Annotated in this window: 15 protein-coding genes, 1 tRNA gene and 4 pseudogenes; 13 read left to right on the top strand and 7 right to left on the bottom strand. The window is 68.5% G+C overall.

The window, feature by feature from the left end; translation table 11 throughout:
- The first annotated feature begins 13 nt into the window (after positions 1 to 13).
- Positions 14 to 718, top strand: coding sequence for a helix-turn-helix domain-containing protein (locus tag ACWEO7_RS22790; protein WP_452425931.1), 705 nt, complete (start codon positions 14 to 16; stop codon positions 716 to 718).
- Here the strand turns inward: ACWEO7_RS22790 and ACWEO7_RS22785 are convergent.
- From ACWEO7_RS22785 to ACWEO7_RS22775, 3 genes are all read right to left on the bottom strand, one after another.
- Positions 715 to 1,104 carry a VOC family protein gene (locus tag ACWEO7_RS22785; RefSeq protein WP_452425929.1) on the bottom strand — a complete coding sequence of 130 codons (390 nt, stop codon included), beginning with the start codon at positions 1,102 to 1,104 and terminating at the stop codon, positions 715 to 717. The two genes, ACWEO7_RS22790 and ACWEO7_RS22785, sit on opposite strands and share 4 nt — an antisense overlap.
- A gap of 54 nt (positions 1,105 to 1,158) precedes the next feature.
- Positions 1,159 to 1,572, bottom strand: a complete 414-nt coding sequence (locus ACWEO7_RS22780) for an arsenate reductase ArsC (RefSeq protein ID WP_450024827.1) — start codon at positions 1,570 to 1,572, stop codon at positions 1,159 to 1,161.
- A 498-nt stretch (positions 1,573 to 2,070) separates the two neighbouring features.
- Positions 2,071 to 2,982 (bottom strand): oxygenase MpaB family protein, encoded by a 912-nt coding sequence (locus ACWEO7_RS22775; RefSeq protein WP_452425928.1) that lies wholly within the window; start codon positions 2,980 to 2,982, stop codon positions 2,071 to 2,073.
- 107 nt (positions 2,983 to 3,089) lie between these two features.
- On the opposite strand from ACWEO7_RS22775, the gene ACWEO7_RS22770 reads away from it, so the two are divergent.
- Positions 3,090 to 3,845, top strand: coding sequence for an SIR2 family NAD-dependent protein deacylase (locus ACWEO7_RS22770; RefSeq protein ID WP_452425927.1), 756 nt, complete (start codon positions 3,090 to 3,092; stop codon positions 3,843 to 3,845).
- 19 nt (positions 3,846 to 3,864) lie between these two features.
- Here ACWEO7_RS22770 and ACWEO7_RS22765 read toward each other — a convergent pair whose 3' ends face one another.
- Positions 3,865 to 5,163, bottom strand: a complete 1,299-nt coding sequence (locus ACWEO7_RS22765; protein ID WP_452425925.1) for a D-arabinono-1,4-lactone oxidase — start codon at positions 5,161 to 5,163, stop codon at positions 3,865 to 3,867.
- 54 nt (positions 5,164 to 5,217) lie between these two features.
- Entirely contained in the window at positions 5,218 to 5,898 is a 681-nt protein-coding gene (locus ACWEO7_RS22760) for a TetR/AcrR family transcriptional regulator (protein ID WP_450024819.1), read from the bottom strand.
- A 116-nt stretch (positions 5,899 to 6,014) separates the two neighbouring features.
- On the opposite strand from ACWEO7_RS22760, the gene ACWEO7_RS22755 reads away from it, so the two are divergent.
- The 7 genes and pseudogenes from ACWEO7_RS22755 to ACWEO7_RS22725 all read left to right on the top strand — a co-directional run bounded on the left by ACWEO7_RS22755 (position 6,015) and on the right by ACWEO7_RS22725 (position 14,171).
- Positions 6,015 to 7,514 carry an MFS transporter gene (locus ACWEO7_RS22755; protein WP_452425924.1) on the top strand — a complete coding sequence of 500 codons (1,500 nt, stop codon included), beginning with the start codon at positions 6,015 to 6,017 and terminating at the stop codon, positions 7,512 to 7,514.
- A 741-nt stretch (positions 7,515 to 8,255) separates the two neighbouring features.
- Complete coding sequence (locus ACWEO7_RS22750; RefSeq protein ID WP_355077832.1) at positions 8,256 to 8,618, top strand: DUF190 domain-containing protein; 363 nt, start codon at positions 8,256 to 8,258, stop codon at positions 8,616 to 8,618.
- Positions 8,615 to 8,914: a hypothetical protein gene (locus tag ACWEO7_RS22745; RefSeq protein WP_452425922.1), complete on the top strand. Its 300-nt coding sequence runs from the start codon at positions 8,615 to 8,617 to the stop codon at positions 8,912 to 8,914. The genes ACWEO7_RS22750 and ACWEO7_RS22745 overlap by 4 nt, the downstream gene beginning before the upstream one ends.
- Before the next feature lie 47 nt (positions 8,915 to 8,961).
- Positions 8,962 to 10,605 (top strand): phosphoglucomutase (alpha-D-glucose-1,6-bisphosphate-dependent), encoded by a 1,644-nt coding sequence (pgm, locus tag ACWEO7_RS22740; RefSeq protein ID WP_452425920.1) that lies wholly within the window; start codon positions 8,962 to 8,964, stop codon positions 10,603 to 10,605.
- Positions 10,595 to 11,836: pseudogene (locus tag ACWEO7_RS22735) on the top strand (MFS transporter); the annotation flags it as partial. The gene pgm and the pseudogene ACWEO7_RS22735, both read left to right, overlap by 11 nt.
- 874 nt (positions 11,837 to 12,710) lie before the next feature.
- Positions 12,711 to 13,412, top strand: coding sequence for a DsbA family protein (locus ACWEO7_RS22730; RefSeq protein ID WP_452425919.1), 702 nt, complete (start codon positions 12,711 to 12,713; stop codon positions 13,410 to 13,412).
- A gap of 686 nt (positions 13,413 to 14,098) precedes the next feature.
- Positions 14,099 to 14,171, top strand: a tRNA-Ala gene (locus ACWEO7_RS22725).
- An 89-nt stretch (positions 14,172 to 14,260) separates the two neighbouring features.
- Here the strand turns inward: ACWEO7_RS22725 and ACWEO7_RS22720 are convergent.
- Positions 14,261 to 14,515, bottom strand: a complete 255-nt coding sequence (locus tag ACWEO7_RS22720) for a hypothetical protein (protein ID WP_452425917.1) — start codon at positions 14,513 to 14,515, stop codon at positions 14,261 to 14,263.
- Between ACWEO7_RS22720 and ACWEO7_RS22715 the strand changes: the two are divergent.
- The 3 genes and pseudogenes from ACWEO7_RS22715 to ACWEO7_RS22705 all read left to right on the top strand — a co-directional run.
- A pseudogene (locus ACWEO7_RS22715) lies at positions 14,466 to 14,855 on the top strand (recombinase family protein); the annotation flags it as partial. The gene ACWEO7_RS22720 and the pseudogene ACWEO7_RS22715 sit on opposite strands and share 50 nt — an antisense overlap.
- Positions 14,856 to 14,937: 82 nt before the next feature.
- Positions 14,938 to 15,114 (top strand): helix-turn-helix domain-containing protein, encoded by a 177-nt coding sequence (locus tag ACWEO7_RS22710; RefSeq protein ID WP_452425915.1) that lies wholly within the window; start codon positions 14,938 to 14,940, stop codon positions 15,112 to 15,114.
- A 61-nt stretch (positions 15,115 to 15,175) separates the two neighbouring features.
- Positions 15,176 to 15,982, top strand: coding sequence for a GAF domain-containing protein (locus ACWEO7_RS22705; RefSeq protein ID WP_452425913.1), 807 nt, complete (start codon positions 15,176 to 15,178; stop codon positions 15,980 to 15,982).
- A gap of 62 nt (positions 15,983 to 16,044) precedes the next feature.
- Here ACWEO7_RS22705 and ACWEO7_RS22700 read toward each other — a convergent pair.
- A pseudogene (locus ACWEO7_RS22700) lies at positions 16,045 to 16,131 on the bottom strand (DUF4158 domain-containing protein); the annotation flags it as partial.
- Here ACWEO7_RS22700 and ACWEO7_RS22695 point away from each other — a divergent pair.
- Positions 16,106 to 16,378 (top strand): annotated as a pseudogene (locus tag ACWEO7_RS22695) (recombinase family protein); the annotation flags it as partial. The pseudogenes ACWEO7_RS22700 and ACWEO7_RS22695 sit on opposite strands and share 26 nt — an antisense overlap.
- Between the last annotated feature and the right edge of the window lie 94 nt (positions 16,379 to 16,472).

Raw genomic sequence — 16,472 nt, 5'->3', positions numbered from 1 at the left:
TAGCGTCGGCGGCATGGACGATGCCGCCTACCGCGAGCGGCCGTCGAGGCACGCGGGCGCCGTGTTGTGGACCAAGACCGTCGACGGCAGCGGCTCCGCGCTGCCGGTGCTGCCCGACGGCTGCATGGATCTGATCTGGATGAACGGCCGGTTGGTCGTCGCGGGACCGGACACCCGTGCCCACCATCCCGGTGGAACGTCCGGCGATCGGTATGTCGGCGTCCGGTTCTTCCCGGGAACCGCGCCCGCGTTGCTCGGCGTCCCGGCGTGCGAGTTGCGTGACCGGCGAGTCGATCTGGCTCAGCTATGGCCGTCGGCGGTGGTCCGGCCGCTGGTCGACCGGATCGCGGCCGACGGAGATCAGGCGGCGGCGCTGGAACACATCGTGCGCCGGCGCGCGGCCGAGACCGAACCGGCCGATCCGCTCCTGCGGAAGGTGGTCGGCGCGCTCGACGCCGGGTGGCCGGTGGCGGCGGTCGCCGACGCGTCCGGGCTCGGCGAGCGGACCCTGCACCGCCGCTGCCTGGACGCCTTCGGCTACGGCCCGAAAACCCTTGCGCGGGTGCTGCGCTTGCAACGTGCGCTGGCGACGGCACGCCAGGGCGTGCCGCTCGCCGAAACCGCGACGCGGACCGGTTTCGCCGATCAGGCGCACCTGTCGCGCGAGGTGCGCGCGCTGGCCGGGATCCCGCTGGGAAAGCTCCTCGCCCAGTCCTAGAGAGCGGCGTACAGGTCGACGCCGTTGCCGTCCGGGTCCTGCACCACCGCGTAGCGCTGCCCCCAGAAGGCGTCCCACGGCTTCAGTTCGCCGTGGTATCCAGCGTCCACGAGTTCGGCGTAGACGGCGTCGACTTCAGTGGGATCGGCGCAGCGAAAGGCGATTCCGAGACGGCCCGCGCCGGTCGACGGCGTCCAGTCGGCGTGGAAGGACCGGATGACGGCTTCGGTGTCCAGCGTGAGCCGCAGGCCGTTGGGCAGAGCCGCCTCGGCATGCCCCTCGTGTTCCGAGCCGTCCGGGAAGTCGAGACCGAGGCGGCGGTAGAAGGCCACCGCGGCGGCCATATCGCGGACGACGATGCCGATCACGTCCAGTTGTGGTGTCATGCCGGCAGCGTAGGCAGTGCCGCGGGGGCGCGTCTTGAACGAATCGGACAGCGCCTACCGCGCGGGTGCGGGGACCAGTTCGGCGATGAGATTCTCCACCAGGATGCGAATGTGGTCGCGGATCGTGCGCACCACATCGAGGGACTGGTCGGCGGGATCCGGCAGCATCCAGTCGCGGTAGCTGATGCCGGGGAAGAACGGGCAGGCGTCGCCCGCGCCCATGGTGACCACCACGTCGGAGATGCCGATCGCGTCCATCGTGAGCGGCTTGGGGGTGTGTCCTGAAATATCGATGCCGATCTCGGCCATGGCGTCCACCACCGTGGCGTTCAGGGTGTCGGCCGGTGCGCTGCCCGCCGACCGCACATCGAACCGGTCGCCCGCGAGGGCGGTGAGGAACCCGGCGGCCATTTGCGAACGGCCCGCGTTGTGTTCGCAGACGAACAGCACACTGGGCTTGTGGGACATGGGAACGCCTTTCGATGTGCAAGGTGGAGCATAAGTGTGCTGGCTGCCGGACCGACTGCCCGGCTGGGTGAGCCGAAACGCTTTCGGAGCGTATGAGATACGTATACCAGCGAGCCGTGAATCGTTACGGCGCGCCGTGCCTTCGCGTGCGCGCGCGTACGGTGATCGCAGGTCAGAGCCCGAATCCGAGATCGCGCCGCCACCGCGGTACCCGCAGGCCGGAGCGGACTGGACGGTAACGCGGGAGTATTCGCCCGCAGGGGCGCACCGAAAGGCATCGCGGAAGGCCTGCGACATCCGGAGACGTTGTGGCTCGCGAGGTTTCGGCGGCGGGGCGAAACGCGCTCCGGTCTCTTCCGCCGCCGACAGGTGTACCCCGGTCGATGCGAGGCCGACCGGGGTGCGCGTGCGAATCAGCGGAATGTCATGGCCGCGGGGGTCGAATCGTCTCGCCCGCCGCCCATGTCCATCGAGAAGGGACTATTTCCCGAAGGCGTATCAGATCGGACGCAGGTCGATCATCTTGCGCAGCCGCTGACGATCGCGTTCGAGGCGGCAGGCTTCATAGGCGATCGGGAAGTAGCGCAACCGCTCCGGCAGCAGCGGCACCAGTCGCGCGATCAGCCAGCCGAGCACCCGGAGCTTGCGCTCGTCGGCCGCGGTCCAGGTCAGGCCGAGCTTCTGGCGCGCCACCTCGGGCGTGGTGCCGACCGTGACGAAGTACTGCAGCCAGCCGATCGGCGCCACCGCCGCTTTCCAGGCCGGATGCAGCACTCGCGGCAGCTGCTTCGGTGGCGCGACGGAGCGGATCACCCGCAGGTAATCGCGCGCGGTATCGGTGGCGACCAGATGGTTGGCGACGGTGTCGTCGAAGAACTTCTCGAATTCGGTGTAGTTCGCCGGGATCTGCTTGGGCGCCACCGAGAAATTGCGCAACAGCTGCAGCGTCTCCTGGAAGTACGCTTCCTTGTCCGCCGCGGTGAGCGGGCGCTTGGCGAAGTACTTGGCGCTTTCGGTGAAGGCGAACGTCCCGGTGTGCAGCACCCAGGCCCACGGGGCGCTGGACAGCGCGGTGTGGCGCACGCCGTTGGCGTCGGTGGTGTTCAGTGACGCGTGCAGCTCCCGCAGGCGGTCGGCCTCGGCGAGCGCCTCGTCGCCGCCGTAGACCCACATCATCACCGAAGCCAGGCTGCGCGTGGCGCGTCCCATCGGATCGGTGCGGAAGGTGGAGTACTCGTCCACCACCGCGGAGATGGTCGGTTCCATCGTTTGCAACAGGAAGGCCGAGCCCGCGGTGAGGGAGAACGTGATCAGACCGGTCTGTTCCCACATGCGGGTTCCCGGTTCGATCGGGCGGCGGGGCGGCAGCGTACGCGCGCCGGTGGATTCGTGTGCGACGGACGCGGTCATCGTGATCTCCCTTGATCGGCCGAACTCATATAATGAGATGATAACCCTAACAATCTCTCATCGTCTATTCGTGTCCGATCTCGTCGCTGCCCCTAGGCTGTGCAGATATGACGACCGAGTGGCGCAGTCGTACCGGCCGGATCGGAGTACTCACGGGCGCGGGCATCTCCACCGATTCCGGCATCCCCGATTTCCGCGGCCCGCGCGGGGTGTGGACGAAGGATTCGATCGCCGAATTGCTGTCGACCTATCAGAACTACGTGGCCGACCGCGGCTTGCGGGAACGCGCCTGGCTCGCGCGGCGGGACAATCCGGCTTGGCAGGCCGTCCCGAACGCCGCGCACAACGCGCTCGCCGACTTGGAGCGGGCCGGGCGGACGGTCACCATCATCACCCAGAACATCGATCGCCTGCATCAGCGGGCGGGGTCATCGCCGGACCGGGTGATCGAGATCCACGGCAACATGTTCGAGGTGGTCTGCATCGAATGCGATTACCAGACCTCGATGTCCGCCACCTTGGAGCGAGTGGCCGCGGGAGAACCCGACCCGCCGTGTCCTGGCTGCGGTGGCATCCTCAAATCCGCCACCGTGATGTTCGGCCAGCAGATGGACCGCCGCACCGTGGCCAAGGCCGCGCTCACCGCGGAGACGAGCGACATCTTCCTTGCCATCGGAACGTCGTTGCAGGTCGAGCCCGCCGCGTCGATGTGCTCCATCGCCGTGCGCAGCGGCGCGGATCTGGTGATCGTGAACGCCGAGCCGACGCCGTACGACGCCATGGCCACCGAGATCATCCGCGAACCCATCGGCACGGCCGTGCCCCGTCTGGTCGCGGAACTCCTCGCCGATCGACCGGAGTGAAGCCCACGGTGCGCCGGGTTCAGCCGACCGGGCCGAGTACCCGGTCGAGGTAGGGATTGGCGAAACGCCCTTTCGGGTCGAAGCGGCGGCGCACCTCGGCGAACCGATCCCAGTCGGGATAGCGGCCGCGCAGCGTCGCGGCGGTCTGGAAGTGGCGTTTGCCCCAGTGCGGGCGGCCCTGGAAGCGGTCGAAAACCGCTTCGCAGGCGCGGAAGTATGGCTCGAATTCCATGTCCCGGTACTGGTGCACCGCGATGTAGCAGGTGTCGCGGCCGGCCGCCGGGGACAGGAACGCGTCGTCGGGCGCGACCCACCGCACCTCGATGGGCATCGGGGTGTCGAATCGAGTGGACAGTTCCTTGATCTCGCGGATCGCGTCGACGGAGTGCTCGCGCGGGATCGCGTACTCCATCTCGGTGAAGCGGATCAGGCGCGGCGACGCGAACACCCGGTAGGAGCGGTCCACCTGACGCCGGTAGCTGCCCGCGTAGGCGGCGCTGCGCTGGATCGACGGGAGCAGGCGCGGCTGCCTGCGGCTCAGGCCGCACAGCGCGTCGAACAGGTAGTTGGACAACAAGATGTCGGTGAACCAGTCCACCGCTTTGGGGCGCGGCTGTTCGGGCAGGAGCACGCGATTGTTGCGCTTGGTCATCGCCAGCGGGCTGTGCGCGAACATGTAGAACTCGAAATGCTCGTTGCCGTCGACGAACGAATCCAGATCGGCGAGCACGTCCTCCACCGGGATCGGTCGCTCGATGCCCTCCAGCACGAAGGACGGCACCATCCGCAGCGTCAGGGCGGTGACGACGCCCAGTGCGCCGATGCCGACGCGCGCCGCGCGCCAACCGTCGGGATCGGTCTGCTCGTTCAGTTCCGCCAGGGTTCCGTCGGCCTGCATCAGTTCCACTGAATGCACCGCGGCGGAGAGGTTCTGCAAAGTCGCGCCGGTGCCGTGGGTAGCGGTGGCGATGGCGCCCGCGACGGTCTGCACGTCGACGTCGCCCAGATTCGGGAAGGCGAGGCCGTAATCGTGCAGGGCGGTGCTGGCGGCGTTCAGGCTGATGCCCGCCTCCACCCGGACCAGGCCGTTCGCCCGGTCGACGTCGAGCACGCGGTTCAGGTGCGCCAGGCTCAGCAAGGTGCCGTCGGTCAGGACGGCGTCGGTGAACGAATGCCCACTGCCCGCGACGCGCACGGTCCGGTCGTCGGCTTCGGCGTCGGCGAGCAGGCCGGCCAGTTCGCCGATGGAGCGCGGCGTGGCGAAGAGTGCGGGTGCGCAGCGTTGATCGCCGGCCCAGTTCACCCACGAATTGGTCATGTGTCCAACTCTACGGGAGTGTGTGTGACCCGCGCTACTTGCGGTTCGTTTTCGCTACCTCTTGCGCCAGCTGCAGGTCAGCTGTTGTTTGGCCTGCTCGACCTCGTCGTCGCTCAGCGGGGGGACGACGAGATGCTGACGCGGCGTCTTGTCGCCGCGCACGCCGTTCAGCATGATGGCCATATACCGCTGCCAGACATCGGGATTGACCGGCCTGGCGAACTCGGCGAGACCGTCGACCATGTGCACCAGCGCGAAGAAATCCGAGGGCTCGATGCCGTCGGCGAGCACGCCCGCGTCGCGGGCGCGGGCGCAGATGGCGTGCACCTTCGGCTTGATGCGATCGCGCACGACCGCGAATCGGTCGGTCTCGTCGTCTTCGAGTTCCAGCATCACTTCGCTGAATCCGCGATTCGTGGCCATGTGCCGACACGCGTATTCGAAGAACTCGACGAGTCCGAACCAGGGATCTGGATGCCGGTAGGCGGCGTCGGCCGCGTCGGCGAAATCGTTCAGGTTCTGGTCGAAGACTTCGACGATCAGTTCCTTCTTGTTCGCGAAGCGGCGGTACACCGTGCCGACGCCCACACCGGCGCGCTCGGCCACGTCGTCGAGAGTGATCTCGAGTCCGTGATCGGCGAACAGTTCCCGCGCCGCGGCGATGATCCGCTGCTGATTGCGCGCGGCATCGGCCCGCAGGCGCCGGGGTGGAGAGGCGACCGTGGCGTGATTCACACCGCCATTCTATCAACATCGGGGATTAACCGGAGGTGTTGTCTCCGTTATCGTGATAGCTTCTTCGAGTAGCGGAGGAGCATCCTCCGGATCAATGCTCGAGACAAAGGGTACACATGACTACCGCGATCGACCGCGGGGCCCCGGCCCCGGAGCGAACGGGAAGTGGGCGGCGCGGCTCGCACGCCCTGCGCTGGTGGGTGCTGGCCGTCCTCGGCGTCGCTCAGCTCATGGTGGTGCTGGACGCGACCGTGGTGAACATCGCCCTGCCCGCTGCTCAGCAGGACCTCGGCTTCAGTGACGGCGACCGCTCCTGGGTGGTCACCGGCTACGCACTGGCGTTCGGCAGCCTACTGCTGCTCGGCGGACGCCTCAGCGACCTGTTCGGCAGGCGCACCACCTTCATCATCGGTCTGGTCGGCTTCGCGGTCGCCTCCGCCGTCGGTGGCGCGGCCACCAGTTTCGAGATGCTCGTCGCGGCTCGTGTCGGACAGGGTGTCTTCGGCGCGCTGCTGGCGCCCGCCGCACTCTCGCTGCTCACCGTGACCTTCACCGAACCGTCCGAGCGGGCGAAGGCGTTCGGCATCTTCGGCGCCGTCGCGGGCACCGGCGGCGCGATCGGGCTGCTGCTCGGCGGCGCACTGACCGAATGGGCCTCGTGGCGCTGGGTGATGTTCGTGAACCTCGCCTTCGCCGCCGTCGCCCTGGTGGGGGCCGTGCTGTTGCTGGCCAAGCACACGAGCACCGAGCGGCCCAAGCTCGACATCCCCGGCACGGTGGTGGTCACCGCGGGCCTGTTCGGCATCGTCTACGGGTTCTCGCACGCGGAATCGGACGGGTGGACCAACGGCGTCACCCTGGCGTTCCTGCTCGGCGGTGCGGCGCTGATCGCGGTGTTCGCCTGGTTGGAGACCCGGGTCGCGCACCCGCTGCTTCCGGTGCGGATCGTGCTCGACCGGATGCGCGGCACCTCCTACCTGACGGTCTTCGTCATGGGCATCGGGATGTTCGCGATCTTCCTGTTCCTCACCTACTACATGCAGCTGACCCTGGGGTACTCGCCGATCATGACCGGCGTGGCGTTCCTGCCGATGGTCGCCGCCATGGTGGCCTCCTCGACCACCGGTCCGTCGCTGCTGCTGCCGAAACTCGGCCCGAAGGTCGTGGTCAGCGGTGGCTTCCTGATCGCGGCGGCGGGCATGGCGTGGCTGACCCGGATCGGTTTGGACACCGGCTACGCCACCCACATCCTGCCCGCCCTGATCCTGCTCGGGCTCGGCCTCGGCGGTTCGATGTCGACCGCCTTCCAGGGCGCCACCTCGGGCGTGCAGCACGAGGACGCCGGCGTGGCCTCGGCCATGATCAACACCAGCCAGCAGGTCGGTGGATCGATCGGCACCGCGCTGCTGAGCACCATCGCGGCGTCCGCGGCCACGGACTACCTGTCCGCCCGCACCCCGGACCCGCTCACCGTCGCCCAGTCCGCGATCGAGAGCTACACCACCAGTTTCTGGTGGGCCACGGCGATCTTCGTGGTGGGCGGCATCCTCACCGCGGTGCTCATGCCGAGCACGGCGCCGGTGCCCGCCGAGGGAGAGCCGGTGCTCGCCCACTGAACCGAGTGCGGCACCGCCGATCCGGTTTCCGGCACAGCGGCCGCCGTCCCCGCGATTCCGTCGCGGGGGCGGCGGCCGTCGTCGCTGTCCGAGCCGGGCGATCGCGGGTTCGTCGGCGAGCGCGGCGGTGCCTCGCGAGGAGGGGTGGCGGGACTGTGCTCTGCGATTGCCCGATCGGCCAGTGCTGGCGGTCTACTCCGGTGTGGGGACGAATCTTCCGCCATGGGCCGCGGCAATGATCCGGATCGCGGAGCCCGTCGCCGAGCATCGCGCACGACACGCGGTACTCGTCCGCCGCACACGGCAAAGCGCTCCCGAATCACCATTATTGGTGCAAAATACGAGGTAAGCAGATGTGGCGGGCTTTGCTGAACGCCATCGGCATTGTGCTCGATCCGGTCTCGTGCAGAGGTGGGCGGTCCTCTACCCGGCGTACGCGGTAAATGTCATGGGATGCTTTGCAATCGGAAACCCGATGATTCCGACCGCTTCGGTGTGGGTAGCCAGGAGGCTGCTGTGCACCTTTCTCGGTATCGGCGCACCCGGCGGTCGCACCACCTTCTCCACCCCACCCGCGAGGTTCGTAGACTCCTCGGACCGGGCGCGGCACTACCCGCGCTCGTCCGCCTCGGGGGTGGCGGTGGCGTAGCCGGGGCGTCGGAGCCCGGCGCGGGCATGGCACGGTGAGTACCTGGTTCGGCTCGGCGATCGACGGGAACGGTACGACGGAAGGGGGCAGGCATGAGTGGTTCGCAAGCGGATGCCGCCGCGGCGGGACGGTGGCGGCCCGCGGCACGGCTCACCGTGCTGCTCGACGAGGACGACAAGTGGCGGCACACGCCCCTGTATCACGAGATCGTGCGCCGGGCCAGGGACAGTGGCCTGGCGGGCGCCAGCGTGTGGCGCGGCATCGAGGGATACGGCGCGTCCTCGCATGTGCACACCACCCGGATCCTGGACATTGCCGACCACCTTCCGCTGATGCTGGTGCTGGTCGACGATTTCGAACGCCTGCGCGCCTTCGTCGAGCGGAACGCCGAACTGTTCACCTCGGTCAACGTCACATTGGCACCGGTGGACCAGTGGCAGGAAGGTGAGCGATGACCAGACCCCGCGGCAAGCCCGATGCACCGGCCGGTTCTCCCGTAGCCCTGGCGGCACCAGCGGATTTCGCCTCGCCGATGCCGCCGGGCACGTCGGCCGTTACCATTGTCGGTTCGGCGCGGCTCGGCGATCTGAGCGGCGCGCCGGCGGGTGACCGACCGCTCGCCGCCGCGGAAGCGGGCTTCCGCACCGTGCCGACCACGTTCAGCATGGAGGGCTGCGAGACGTTCCGGCCGGCGGCCGACACGAACGACGTGGCCGTGGGGTCGGCGGTGACCGGGCGGTCGTGGACATGATCCTGATGACGAGCCGGGCGCAGCCGATACGGAAGGGAGACCCGAGCATGGCCCACGATCGAGCCGGGCGTGCCGCACGTCCCACCGATCTGGAAGACATCGCACACCTGGTGACGGCGTACTACAGCGGTGTTCCGGACACGGACGATCCGGCCCAGCGGGTGACGTTCGGCACGTCGGGACATCGCGGCTCCAGCCTGGACGGCGCCTTCAACGAGGCACACATCCTCGCGATCACCCAATCGATCGTGGAGTATCGCGCCACCCGCGGCATCACCGGGCCGGTTTACCTGGCCAGGGACACGCACGCGCTGTCCGAGCCCGCCTGGACCACAGCGCTGGAGGTGCTCGCCGCCAACGACGTCACCGCGGTGATCGACGCGCGCGACCGCTACACCCCCACGCCGGCGCTGAGTCATGCTGTGCTGCGCCATAATCGGGGCGGCGCCAAGCATCAGGCCGACGGCATCGTGGTCACCCCGTCGCACAACCCGCCCCGCGACGGCGGCTTCAAATACAACCCGCCGCACGGCGGCCCGGCCGACAACACGGCCACCGACGCCATCGCCGCACGCGCGAACGAACTGCTGTGCGCCGGGCTCACCGGGGTCAAGCGCACCACGCTGGAGCGCGCGCTCGCCACCGGCGTGCAACGCTACGACTACCTCGACCACTACATCGACGACCTGCCCAACGTGCTGAACCTGGACGCGATCCGCGGCGCGGGCATCCGCCTCGGCGCCGACCCGATGGGCGGCGCAAGCGTCGACTATTGGGAGGAGATCGGCCAGCGCTACGACCTCGAGCTCGAAGTGGTCAATCCCTTCGTGGACCCCACCTGGCGGTTCATGACGCTCGACAGCGACGGCAAGATCCGGATGGACCCGTCCTCCCGTTACGCGATGGCCTCGCTGATCGCGATCAAGGACGACTACGACATTTCCACCGGCAACGACGCCGACGCCGACCGCCACGGCATCGTCACGCCCGACGGCGGGTTGATGAATCCGAACCACTTCCTCGCGGTGGCCATCGAATACCTGGTCGCGAACCGGATGGGCTGGGACGCGCTGACCAAGATCGGCAAGACCGCGGTGACGTCGTCGATGATCGACCGGGTGGTCTCCGTGCTCGGGCGCGACGTGCACGAGGTGCCCGTGGGGTTCAAGTTCTTCGTTCCCGGATTGTTCAGCGGCAGCCTGGCCTTCGGCGGCGAGGAGAGCGCGGGCGCGTCGTTCCTGCGGATGGACGGCACGGTCTGGACCACCGACAAGGACGGCATCCTGCTCGCCCTGCTCGCGGGCGAGATCGCCGCGGTCACCGGGCAGAGCCCGTCGGCGCGCTACGTCGAACTCGAACGCCGCTACGGCAGCCCCGCTTACGCGCGGATCGACGCACCGGCCACCGCGGAACAGAAAGAGCTGCTCGCGAAGTTGACTCCGGACATGATCACCACGAAGGAGGTCGCCGGGGAGCCGGTCACCGCCGTGCTCACCAGGGCGCGGGGCAACGGAGCGCCGCTGGGCGGTCTCAAGGTGACCACCGAGAACGCGTGGTTCGCCGCTCGCCCGTCCGGCACCGAGGACAAGTACAAGATCTACGCGGAATCGTTCCACGGCCCGGAGCACCTCGCCGAGGTGCAGACGGCCGCGGAGGAATTGGTGGGGCAGGCGCTGTCCGGTGACCGGTAGATCCAAGCCCCTGCCCACCGAGATCTGGGTGCTGGTCGGGGGCGCGTTCGTCATCGCCATCGGGTTCGGTCTGGTCGCCCCGGTGCTGCCGCAGTTCGCGCGCGGCTTCGGCGTCGGCGTGGCGGCCGCCTCGGCGATCGTGTCCGCGTTCGCGCTGATGCGGTTGCTGTTCGCGCCGCTCAGCGGACGGCTGGTGCAGCGGCTGGGGGAGCGCTCGGTCTATCTCGGCGGGCTGCTGATCGTCGCGGTGTCCACCGGCGCCAGCGCGTTGGCGCAGAACTATTGGCAGCTCATGCTCTTGCGGTCGCTCGGCGGCATCGGATCGACCATGTTCACCGTGTCGTCGCTGGCGCTCGTCATCCGCATCTCCCCGCCCGAGCAGCGCGGCCGGGTCTCCGGGTTGTGGTCGACCAGCTTCCTGGTCGGCTCGGTGAGCGGGCCGCTGGTCGGTGGCGGGTTGTCCGGGCTCGGGCTGCGCTGGCCGTTCGTCATCTACGCCGTCGCGTTGCTCGCCGTGAGCGTGGTGGTGTACCTGAGCTTGCGGCATTCGGAACTGGCCGCGCCGGAGCCCGTCGGCGGTGTTCGCATGATGTCCTTCCGGGAGGGGTTGGCGCGGCCGGAGTACCGGGCGGTGTTGCTGTCGAATTTCGCCAATGGGGCCGCCGTGTTCGGTGTCCGGATGGCGTTGGTGCCGCTGCTCGTCGTCGAGGTGCTGCACCAGGCGCCGGGTATGGCCGGTGTAGCGTTGACGGTGTTCGCCGCGGGGAACGTCGCGGTGCTGTTCGCCTCGGGGCGACTGTCCGACCGGTGGGGCCGCAAACCGTTCGTGATCGTCGGCTCGCTGGTGTGTGCGGCGGGAACAGCGGGGCTCGGCCTGGCGACCGACCTCCCGTGGCTGCTCGCCACCTCGTTCCTGGCCGGGATCGGGTCCGGCATGTTCACGCCGACCCAGCAGGCGGCCGTCGCCGACATCATCGGGCCCAAGGCGCGCGGCGGCCCGGTGCTCGCCGGTTTCCAGATGGCCGCCGACCTCGGCACCGTCATCGGCCCGGTCGCCGTGGGCGCCTTGGCGCAGCAGGTGTCCTATGCGCTCGCGCTCGGTGTGACCGGCGCTTTGCTCGCTGTCGCCGCGCTCGTCTGGGCTGTGGTGCCCGAGCCGTTGCGGCGGGGGAGTTCGGTTCCTTCGGAGAGCCCGTCCGAACATTCCGGCGGAGCGGACGACACCGAGCGGCGCGCTGCTCGTATCGAGCGTGCGCTGAACGAGGTGTCCGGCGCGCCGATCGCCGACAGCCCGGTGCCGGCGGTGGCCGAGTCTGCCGAGCTTCCGGGTGATCGCGCAGCGGGCGTCGAAGATTCCCGTGCGGCGGCCGGTCGTCGCCGATCGACGACGAGTGGCGTCAGGACGGCTGCTGAATCCGGTGGCACGGTGAGCCCTCCGTCGGTTGTGAGCGGTGATCGTCGTGGTACGGCGGCCGATGCCGGACCTGTGCGGGCGGTGCCGGGTACGGCGGTCGCCGACTCGGACGGAGCTGAAAACCCGGGGGTGTCGGGGCGACCGATGTCCCGTGGCAAACGTCCGCGGCCGGTACGGCGCACCCGCCGCGGACGCTGAAGCCGTCACCGGTGTCATTTGCGGCAGCGCGCCCGTCCAGCGGCACCGCTGACCTCGTCGCCAGGCTCAGGGTGGCGGCCGCCGTGGTTGTCCGGTCGGTGACATGCGGTCACCACCGTGGTCGCGCGCGGGTCGCCCGGCTCTCACTCGTACAGCGGCCGATGGCATCGGGGAACCCGCCACGGTCGGGAGACAGACGAAGCCGGCAGGCGGCAACGAGTGCCGCGCCGCTGGGCACCGGAACGCGGCCGTCGGAGCCATCGCTGCCGAGCCGATACAAGGTCGGCGACGATAGCCGCATTCCATGCGCTGTCGAGCGATGGAAGTGCGAGGACCGAACCGGACGCGTGGCCGTGCCGTTTGCCGCTGACCAGGTCCGGTGCGCGCGGGTGTCCATCGGAGGTCGGATCGGTAGCCCGGCGGCGGGGATGGCGGTTCGTTGCGGCAAAGTGTCAATGTGAACGAATCGCGTTCGAAGTACACACCCCGGCCGATGTCCAGTGCGACCACCTATGCGCTCGGTGCGGTCGCTCTCGTGTTGATCGTGGTGATCGTCATCGCGGCGATCCGCTGGGGGCGGGACGACGCGGCCGTCCGCAACGACGGCTACGGTTCGGTGCGGAACGAGGCGGTGCACTCGGTGCTCGAGCAGAACGGTTCGATCCTGCTCGGCCGCCCGGACGCGAAGAAGACCATCGACATTTTCGAGGACCCGCTGTGCCCCGGCTGTGGCAGCTTGGAGCGCATCTACGGTCAAGAGATCGCGCAGAAGATCGATGAGGGCGCGCTGGCGGTCCGTTATCGCCTGGTGAACTTCCTCGACGCCCGCTCGCGGAGCAAGGACTACTCCACCCGCGCCGTCGCGGCGAACCAGTGTGTGGCCGAGGCGGGTTCGGGCCCCGTCTACTCCAAGTTCCACACCGAATTGTTCACTACCAAGCGCCCCAGCGAAGGCGGCGACGACCTGAGCAACGAGGAACTCGCCGCTATAGCGGGCGACGCCGGAGCCGCCGAGTCCGTGCGGCAATGCATCGCCACCGGTGCCAAGGTCGAGTCCGCCCGCAGCAGCGCCATGGCGCAGGCGGCGGCGCTCGGCGCGGCACTGGGCGGCTCCGCGGCCACACCCGCGGTCTTCGACGGCACGACCAAGGTCGACACCAACGACGAGAACTGGGTGGTCTCGCTCACCCGGTGAGCAGCGCACGCCTGCGCTGTTCCCGGTAGACCAGGATCCGGTGACCTCCCTCACGAAGCGCCGATCCGCCACGGACTCGGCAAGGCGATGCGGTCTCGCGGCGAAGGGAAGGGCCGGAACGCCGATTCCACCAAATCGACGCCCCGGCCCACTCGACGGCGCGACCCGACATCCCCAGCCCCCGAGATCGCCATCCGCCGAGCTTTCAGTTGGTCTGGGGCCGGGCAACGGCTCCACCTGCCGCCACCCGGCCCGCGCACTCGACGCCGCGATCCGGCCCCCTGTCCTGGACCGCGCCTCGAGATGTCTCCATGTCCGGTTGCGAGACCGGCTGTACCGCTGGCTGTTTCGGCATTCGTTCCGACCCGCGAAACGTGCCGACCGATCGGCACATCCCTGTCCGGCACTGCAACCGCCCACACCCTCACGTACATCCGACTCGCACCAGACGACCGCTGGACACTCGGGAACGAACAAACCAGCAACCCCATCTGCTCTGCCCAACCCGAGCGTCCAACCGCCTACCTCCCCACACCCCGCACGATCGAAGTCGCTTCGAACACATGTTCGATACTAACCTCAACCGGCGCCTCCTGTCACCCCCGAATCGAGGCGATTTGGTTGCCGACACACCGTTGGTGTAACTTCATTCAAGCGCGGCGGGGACGCCCGGAGCGCAACAACCAGGGGCTATGGCGCAGCTGGTAGCGCACCACACTGGCAGTGTGGGGGTCAGGGGTTCGAGTCCCCTTAGCTCCACAGAAATAGCAGGTCAGTCCCGGTCTGAGACCGGGACTGACCTGTTTTTTGTGTCAGGCTCCGCGTTTACCCCCCGTTTTCGCTCTGCCTCAGACCGCCCCATGCCACCTTGTGGTCGGCATCAGGGAAGGCCAATGCGCCAGAGTTTCCAGGCCGGACTTCTGACCAGTGTCGGGCGAGCGCCGCCCGCATCCGCGACGGCGCCACGGAGCCGGGGAGACGTCCACGACGACGACGTCGAGGCCATCGAGCAGGATCGCGGCCACCGCCAGCGGATCCGGGCCGGGGTCGGGGGTGCGCGCCGGCCGCGCCAGGTTCCCGCTCATCTCGGCGACCGCCAGCATACGTGAATTTTGTTGTGATGGAACCGATCAGGGTCCGGATGTGTCCAATGAATCGACTGTCGTATTCGCAGGTCGGGGGTGTCTCGTGCTCGGGGGTGACACAGAATCCGGCACCTCCCCAGCCCTTCGCGATCAGGTCGTCGACCAGCTCGGTGTCGCTCGCGTATCCGACTCCGCCACCGGCGACACCGTGGTCGTGCCGAAACTCGACCGACTCGCACGCTCGATTCCCGACGCTCGGGCCATCGGTGACTCCCTCGCCGCCCGCAGCATCCGCCTACAGCTGGGCACGATGATTTACGACCCGGCCGACCCGATGGGCAAGATGTTCTTCAATATCCTGGCCACCTTCGCCGAGTTCGAGGTCGACCTGCTGCGCATGCGCACCGCGAAGGCATGGCCATCGAAAGGCCAAGGGCAAGTTGAAGGGCCGGGCCCCGAAACTGTCGAAAGCCCGACAGGCGCACCTGCTCGAACTGCACGCGGCCGGCGAGCACACCATCGCCGAACTGGCGGTGCTGTTCGAGGTGTCGCGCCCGACGGTGTACCGAGTCCTCGACCGCGCCGGCATCACGGCAGCGATAGCGGATGCGGCATGACCGCCGCAACCACGTACTCTGACCCGGCCTGAACACCCCCATGGGAAGCGAGCACCACACCGTGTCGATCACCGCTGACAGAACCGCCCTCACCGACCCCGTCCGGCTAGCTGCGGTACGCCGTTACGAGATCCTCGACGCTCCAACCGACGGCCAGTTCGACACCATCGCGGCGACCGCCGCAGCGGTGTGCGGCACCCCGATCGCCACGGTCAGCATCGTCGACGCCGACCGGGTCTGGTTCGCCGCGGCCAAGGGACTGGATGGTGTCGCGCAGGTCGGCACGGAACCGGGACTGTGCGCGTCGGCGTTCTGCGCCGAGGGCCCGTACGTGGTCAACGACGCGGTCACGGATCCGCGCACCCTCGATCATCCGTTGGTACGTGGTGAGCTGGGGCTGCGGTTCTACGCCGCCGCCCCGATCGTCACCGCCGACGGGCACCACCTCGGCACCGTTACCGCGATCGACGCCATGCCTCGGGAGTTGAGCGAGGTGCAGAGGACCGTGCTCGGCTATCTCGCCGACCAGGTCGCGCAGCACCTGGAGCTGCGCCTGGCCACCCTCCAGGCGGTACGCGCCGAACGCCAGTTGCGCGACGATGCCGAGCAACGCGCCGCTGCCGCCGCCGAGCTCGCCGCCCAGATACGAGCCGCGGCTGCCGTACAGGCCACCACGCCGCACCCTGAGCACTGCCAGCTCGGCGGCACCGCCGGCTGCACCGCGCCGGCCGAGCTGAAGATCGCCGATTCGTGGGGCGACTCGGCCTGGGGCTGCACCACCCACGTCGAAGAGGCCATCATCAACGTCGGTTCGGTATTCATCGCCAACGAGGAACTCGGTGGCCTGGCCGCCTACCTCAACCGCTGACCGTCACCACGAACCAACCTCCCGGCCCCCGTGCGGCACCGGCAGCCCGGGTCGAGGGGATCCTCAGTGAGGAAGTGACCCAAGAACCGGACCGTCCCGACCTGCAGCGCCGCGCCGAGCCGATTGTGCGGGCCGCGTTTGTCCGCGATCGCACGCCCCCACTTGGACGAGCTGATCGCGTTCGTCCGCGAGGGCGACACCGTGATCGTGCATTCCAGGGACCGCCCGGCCCGCAATCTGGATGATCTGCGGCGGTTGGTGCGCACCCTGACTGGCAAGGGTGTGCGGGTGGAGTTCGTGAAGGAGTCGCTGACCTTCACGGGGGAGGACTCGCCGATGGCGAACTTGCTGCTGAGCGTGATGGGTGCTTTCGCCGAGTTCGAACGCGCCCTAATCCCAATGCCGCTCACATAGGCTGGTCGGGCTGGTGTCAACTGGTGTTGATGGTGACGTCGATCTCAATCTTGTAGGTGTTTCGGTCGATGTCGCC

The sequence above is a fragment of the Nocardia sp. NPDC004260 genome, assembly GCF_053603155.1.
This window is presented reverse-complemented; position numbering and strand designations above follow the sequence as displayed.

Bases quoted from the DNA above. Each gene is read 5' to 3' on its own strand.
- ACWEO7_RS22745 (WP_452425922.1), top strand. From the start codon at position 8,615: ATGACCAGACCCCGCGGCAAGCCCGATGCACCGGCCGGTTCTCCCGTA.
- ACWEO7_RS22790 (WP_452425931.1), top strand. From the start codon at position 14: ATGGACGATGCCGCCTACCGCGAGCGGCCGTCGAGGCACGCGGGCGCC.
- ACWEO7_RS22720 (WP_452425917.1), bottom strand. From the start codon at position 14,515: ATGCTGGCGGTCGCCGAGATGAGCGGGAACCTGGCGCGGCCGGCGCGC.
- ACWEO7_RS22765 (WP_452425925.1), bottom strand. From the start codon at position 5,163: ATGACCAATTCGTGGGTGAACTGGGCCGGCGATCAACGCTGCGCACCC.
- ACWEO7_RS22775 (WP_452425928.1), bottom strand. From the start codon at position 2,982: ATGACCGCGTCCGTCGCACACGAATCCACCGGCGCGCGTACGCTGCCG.
- ACWEO7_RS22755 (WP_452425924.1), top strand. From the start codon at position 6,015: ATGACTACCGCGATCGACCGCGGGGCCCCGGCCCCGGAGCGAACGGGA.
- ACWEO7_RS22785 (WP_452425929.1), bottom strand. From the start codon at position 1,104: ATGACACCACAACTGGACGTGATCGGCATCGTCGTCCGCGATATGGCC.
- ACWEO7_RS22770 (WP_452425927.1), top strand. From the start codon at position 3,090: ATGACGACCGAGTGGCGCAGTCGTACCGGCCGGATCGGAGTACTCACG.
- ACWEO7_RS22780 (WP_450024827.1), bottom strand. From the start codon at position 1,572: ATGTCCCACAAGCCCAGTGTGCTGTTCGTCTGCGAACACAACGCGGGC.
- ACWEO7_RS22730 (WP_452425919.1), top strand. From the start codon at position 12,711: ATGTCCAGTGCGACCACCTATGCGCTCGGTGCGGTCGCTCTCGTGTTG.
- ACWEO7_RS22750 (WP_355077832.1), top strand. From the start codon at position 8,256: ATGAGTGGTTCGCAAGCGGATGCCGCCGCGGCGGGACGGTGGCGGCCC.
- pgm (WP_452425920.1), top strand. From the start codon at position 8,962: ATGGCCCACGATCGAGCCGGGCGTGCCGCACGTCCCACCGATCTGGAA.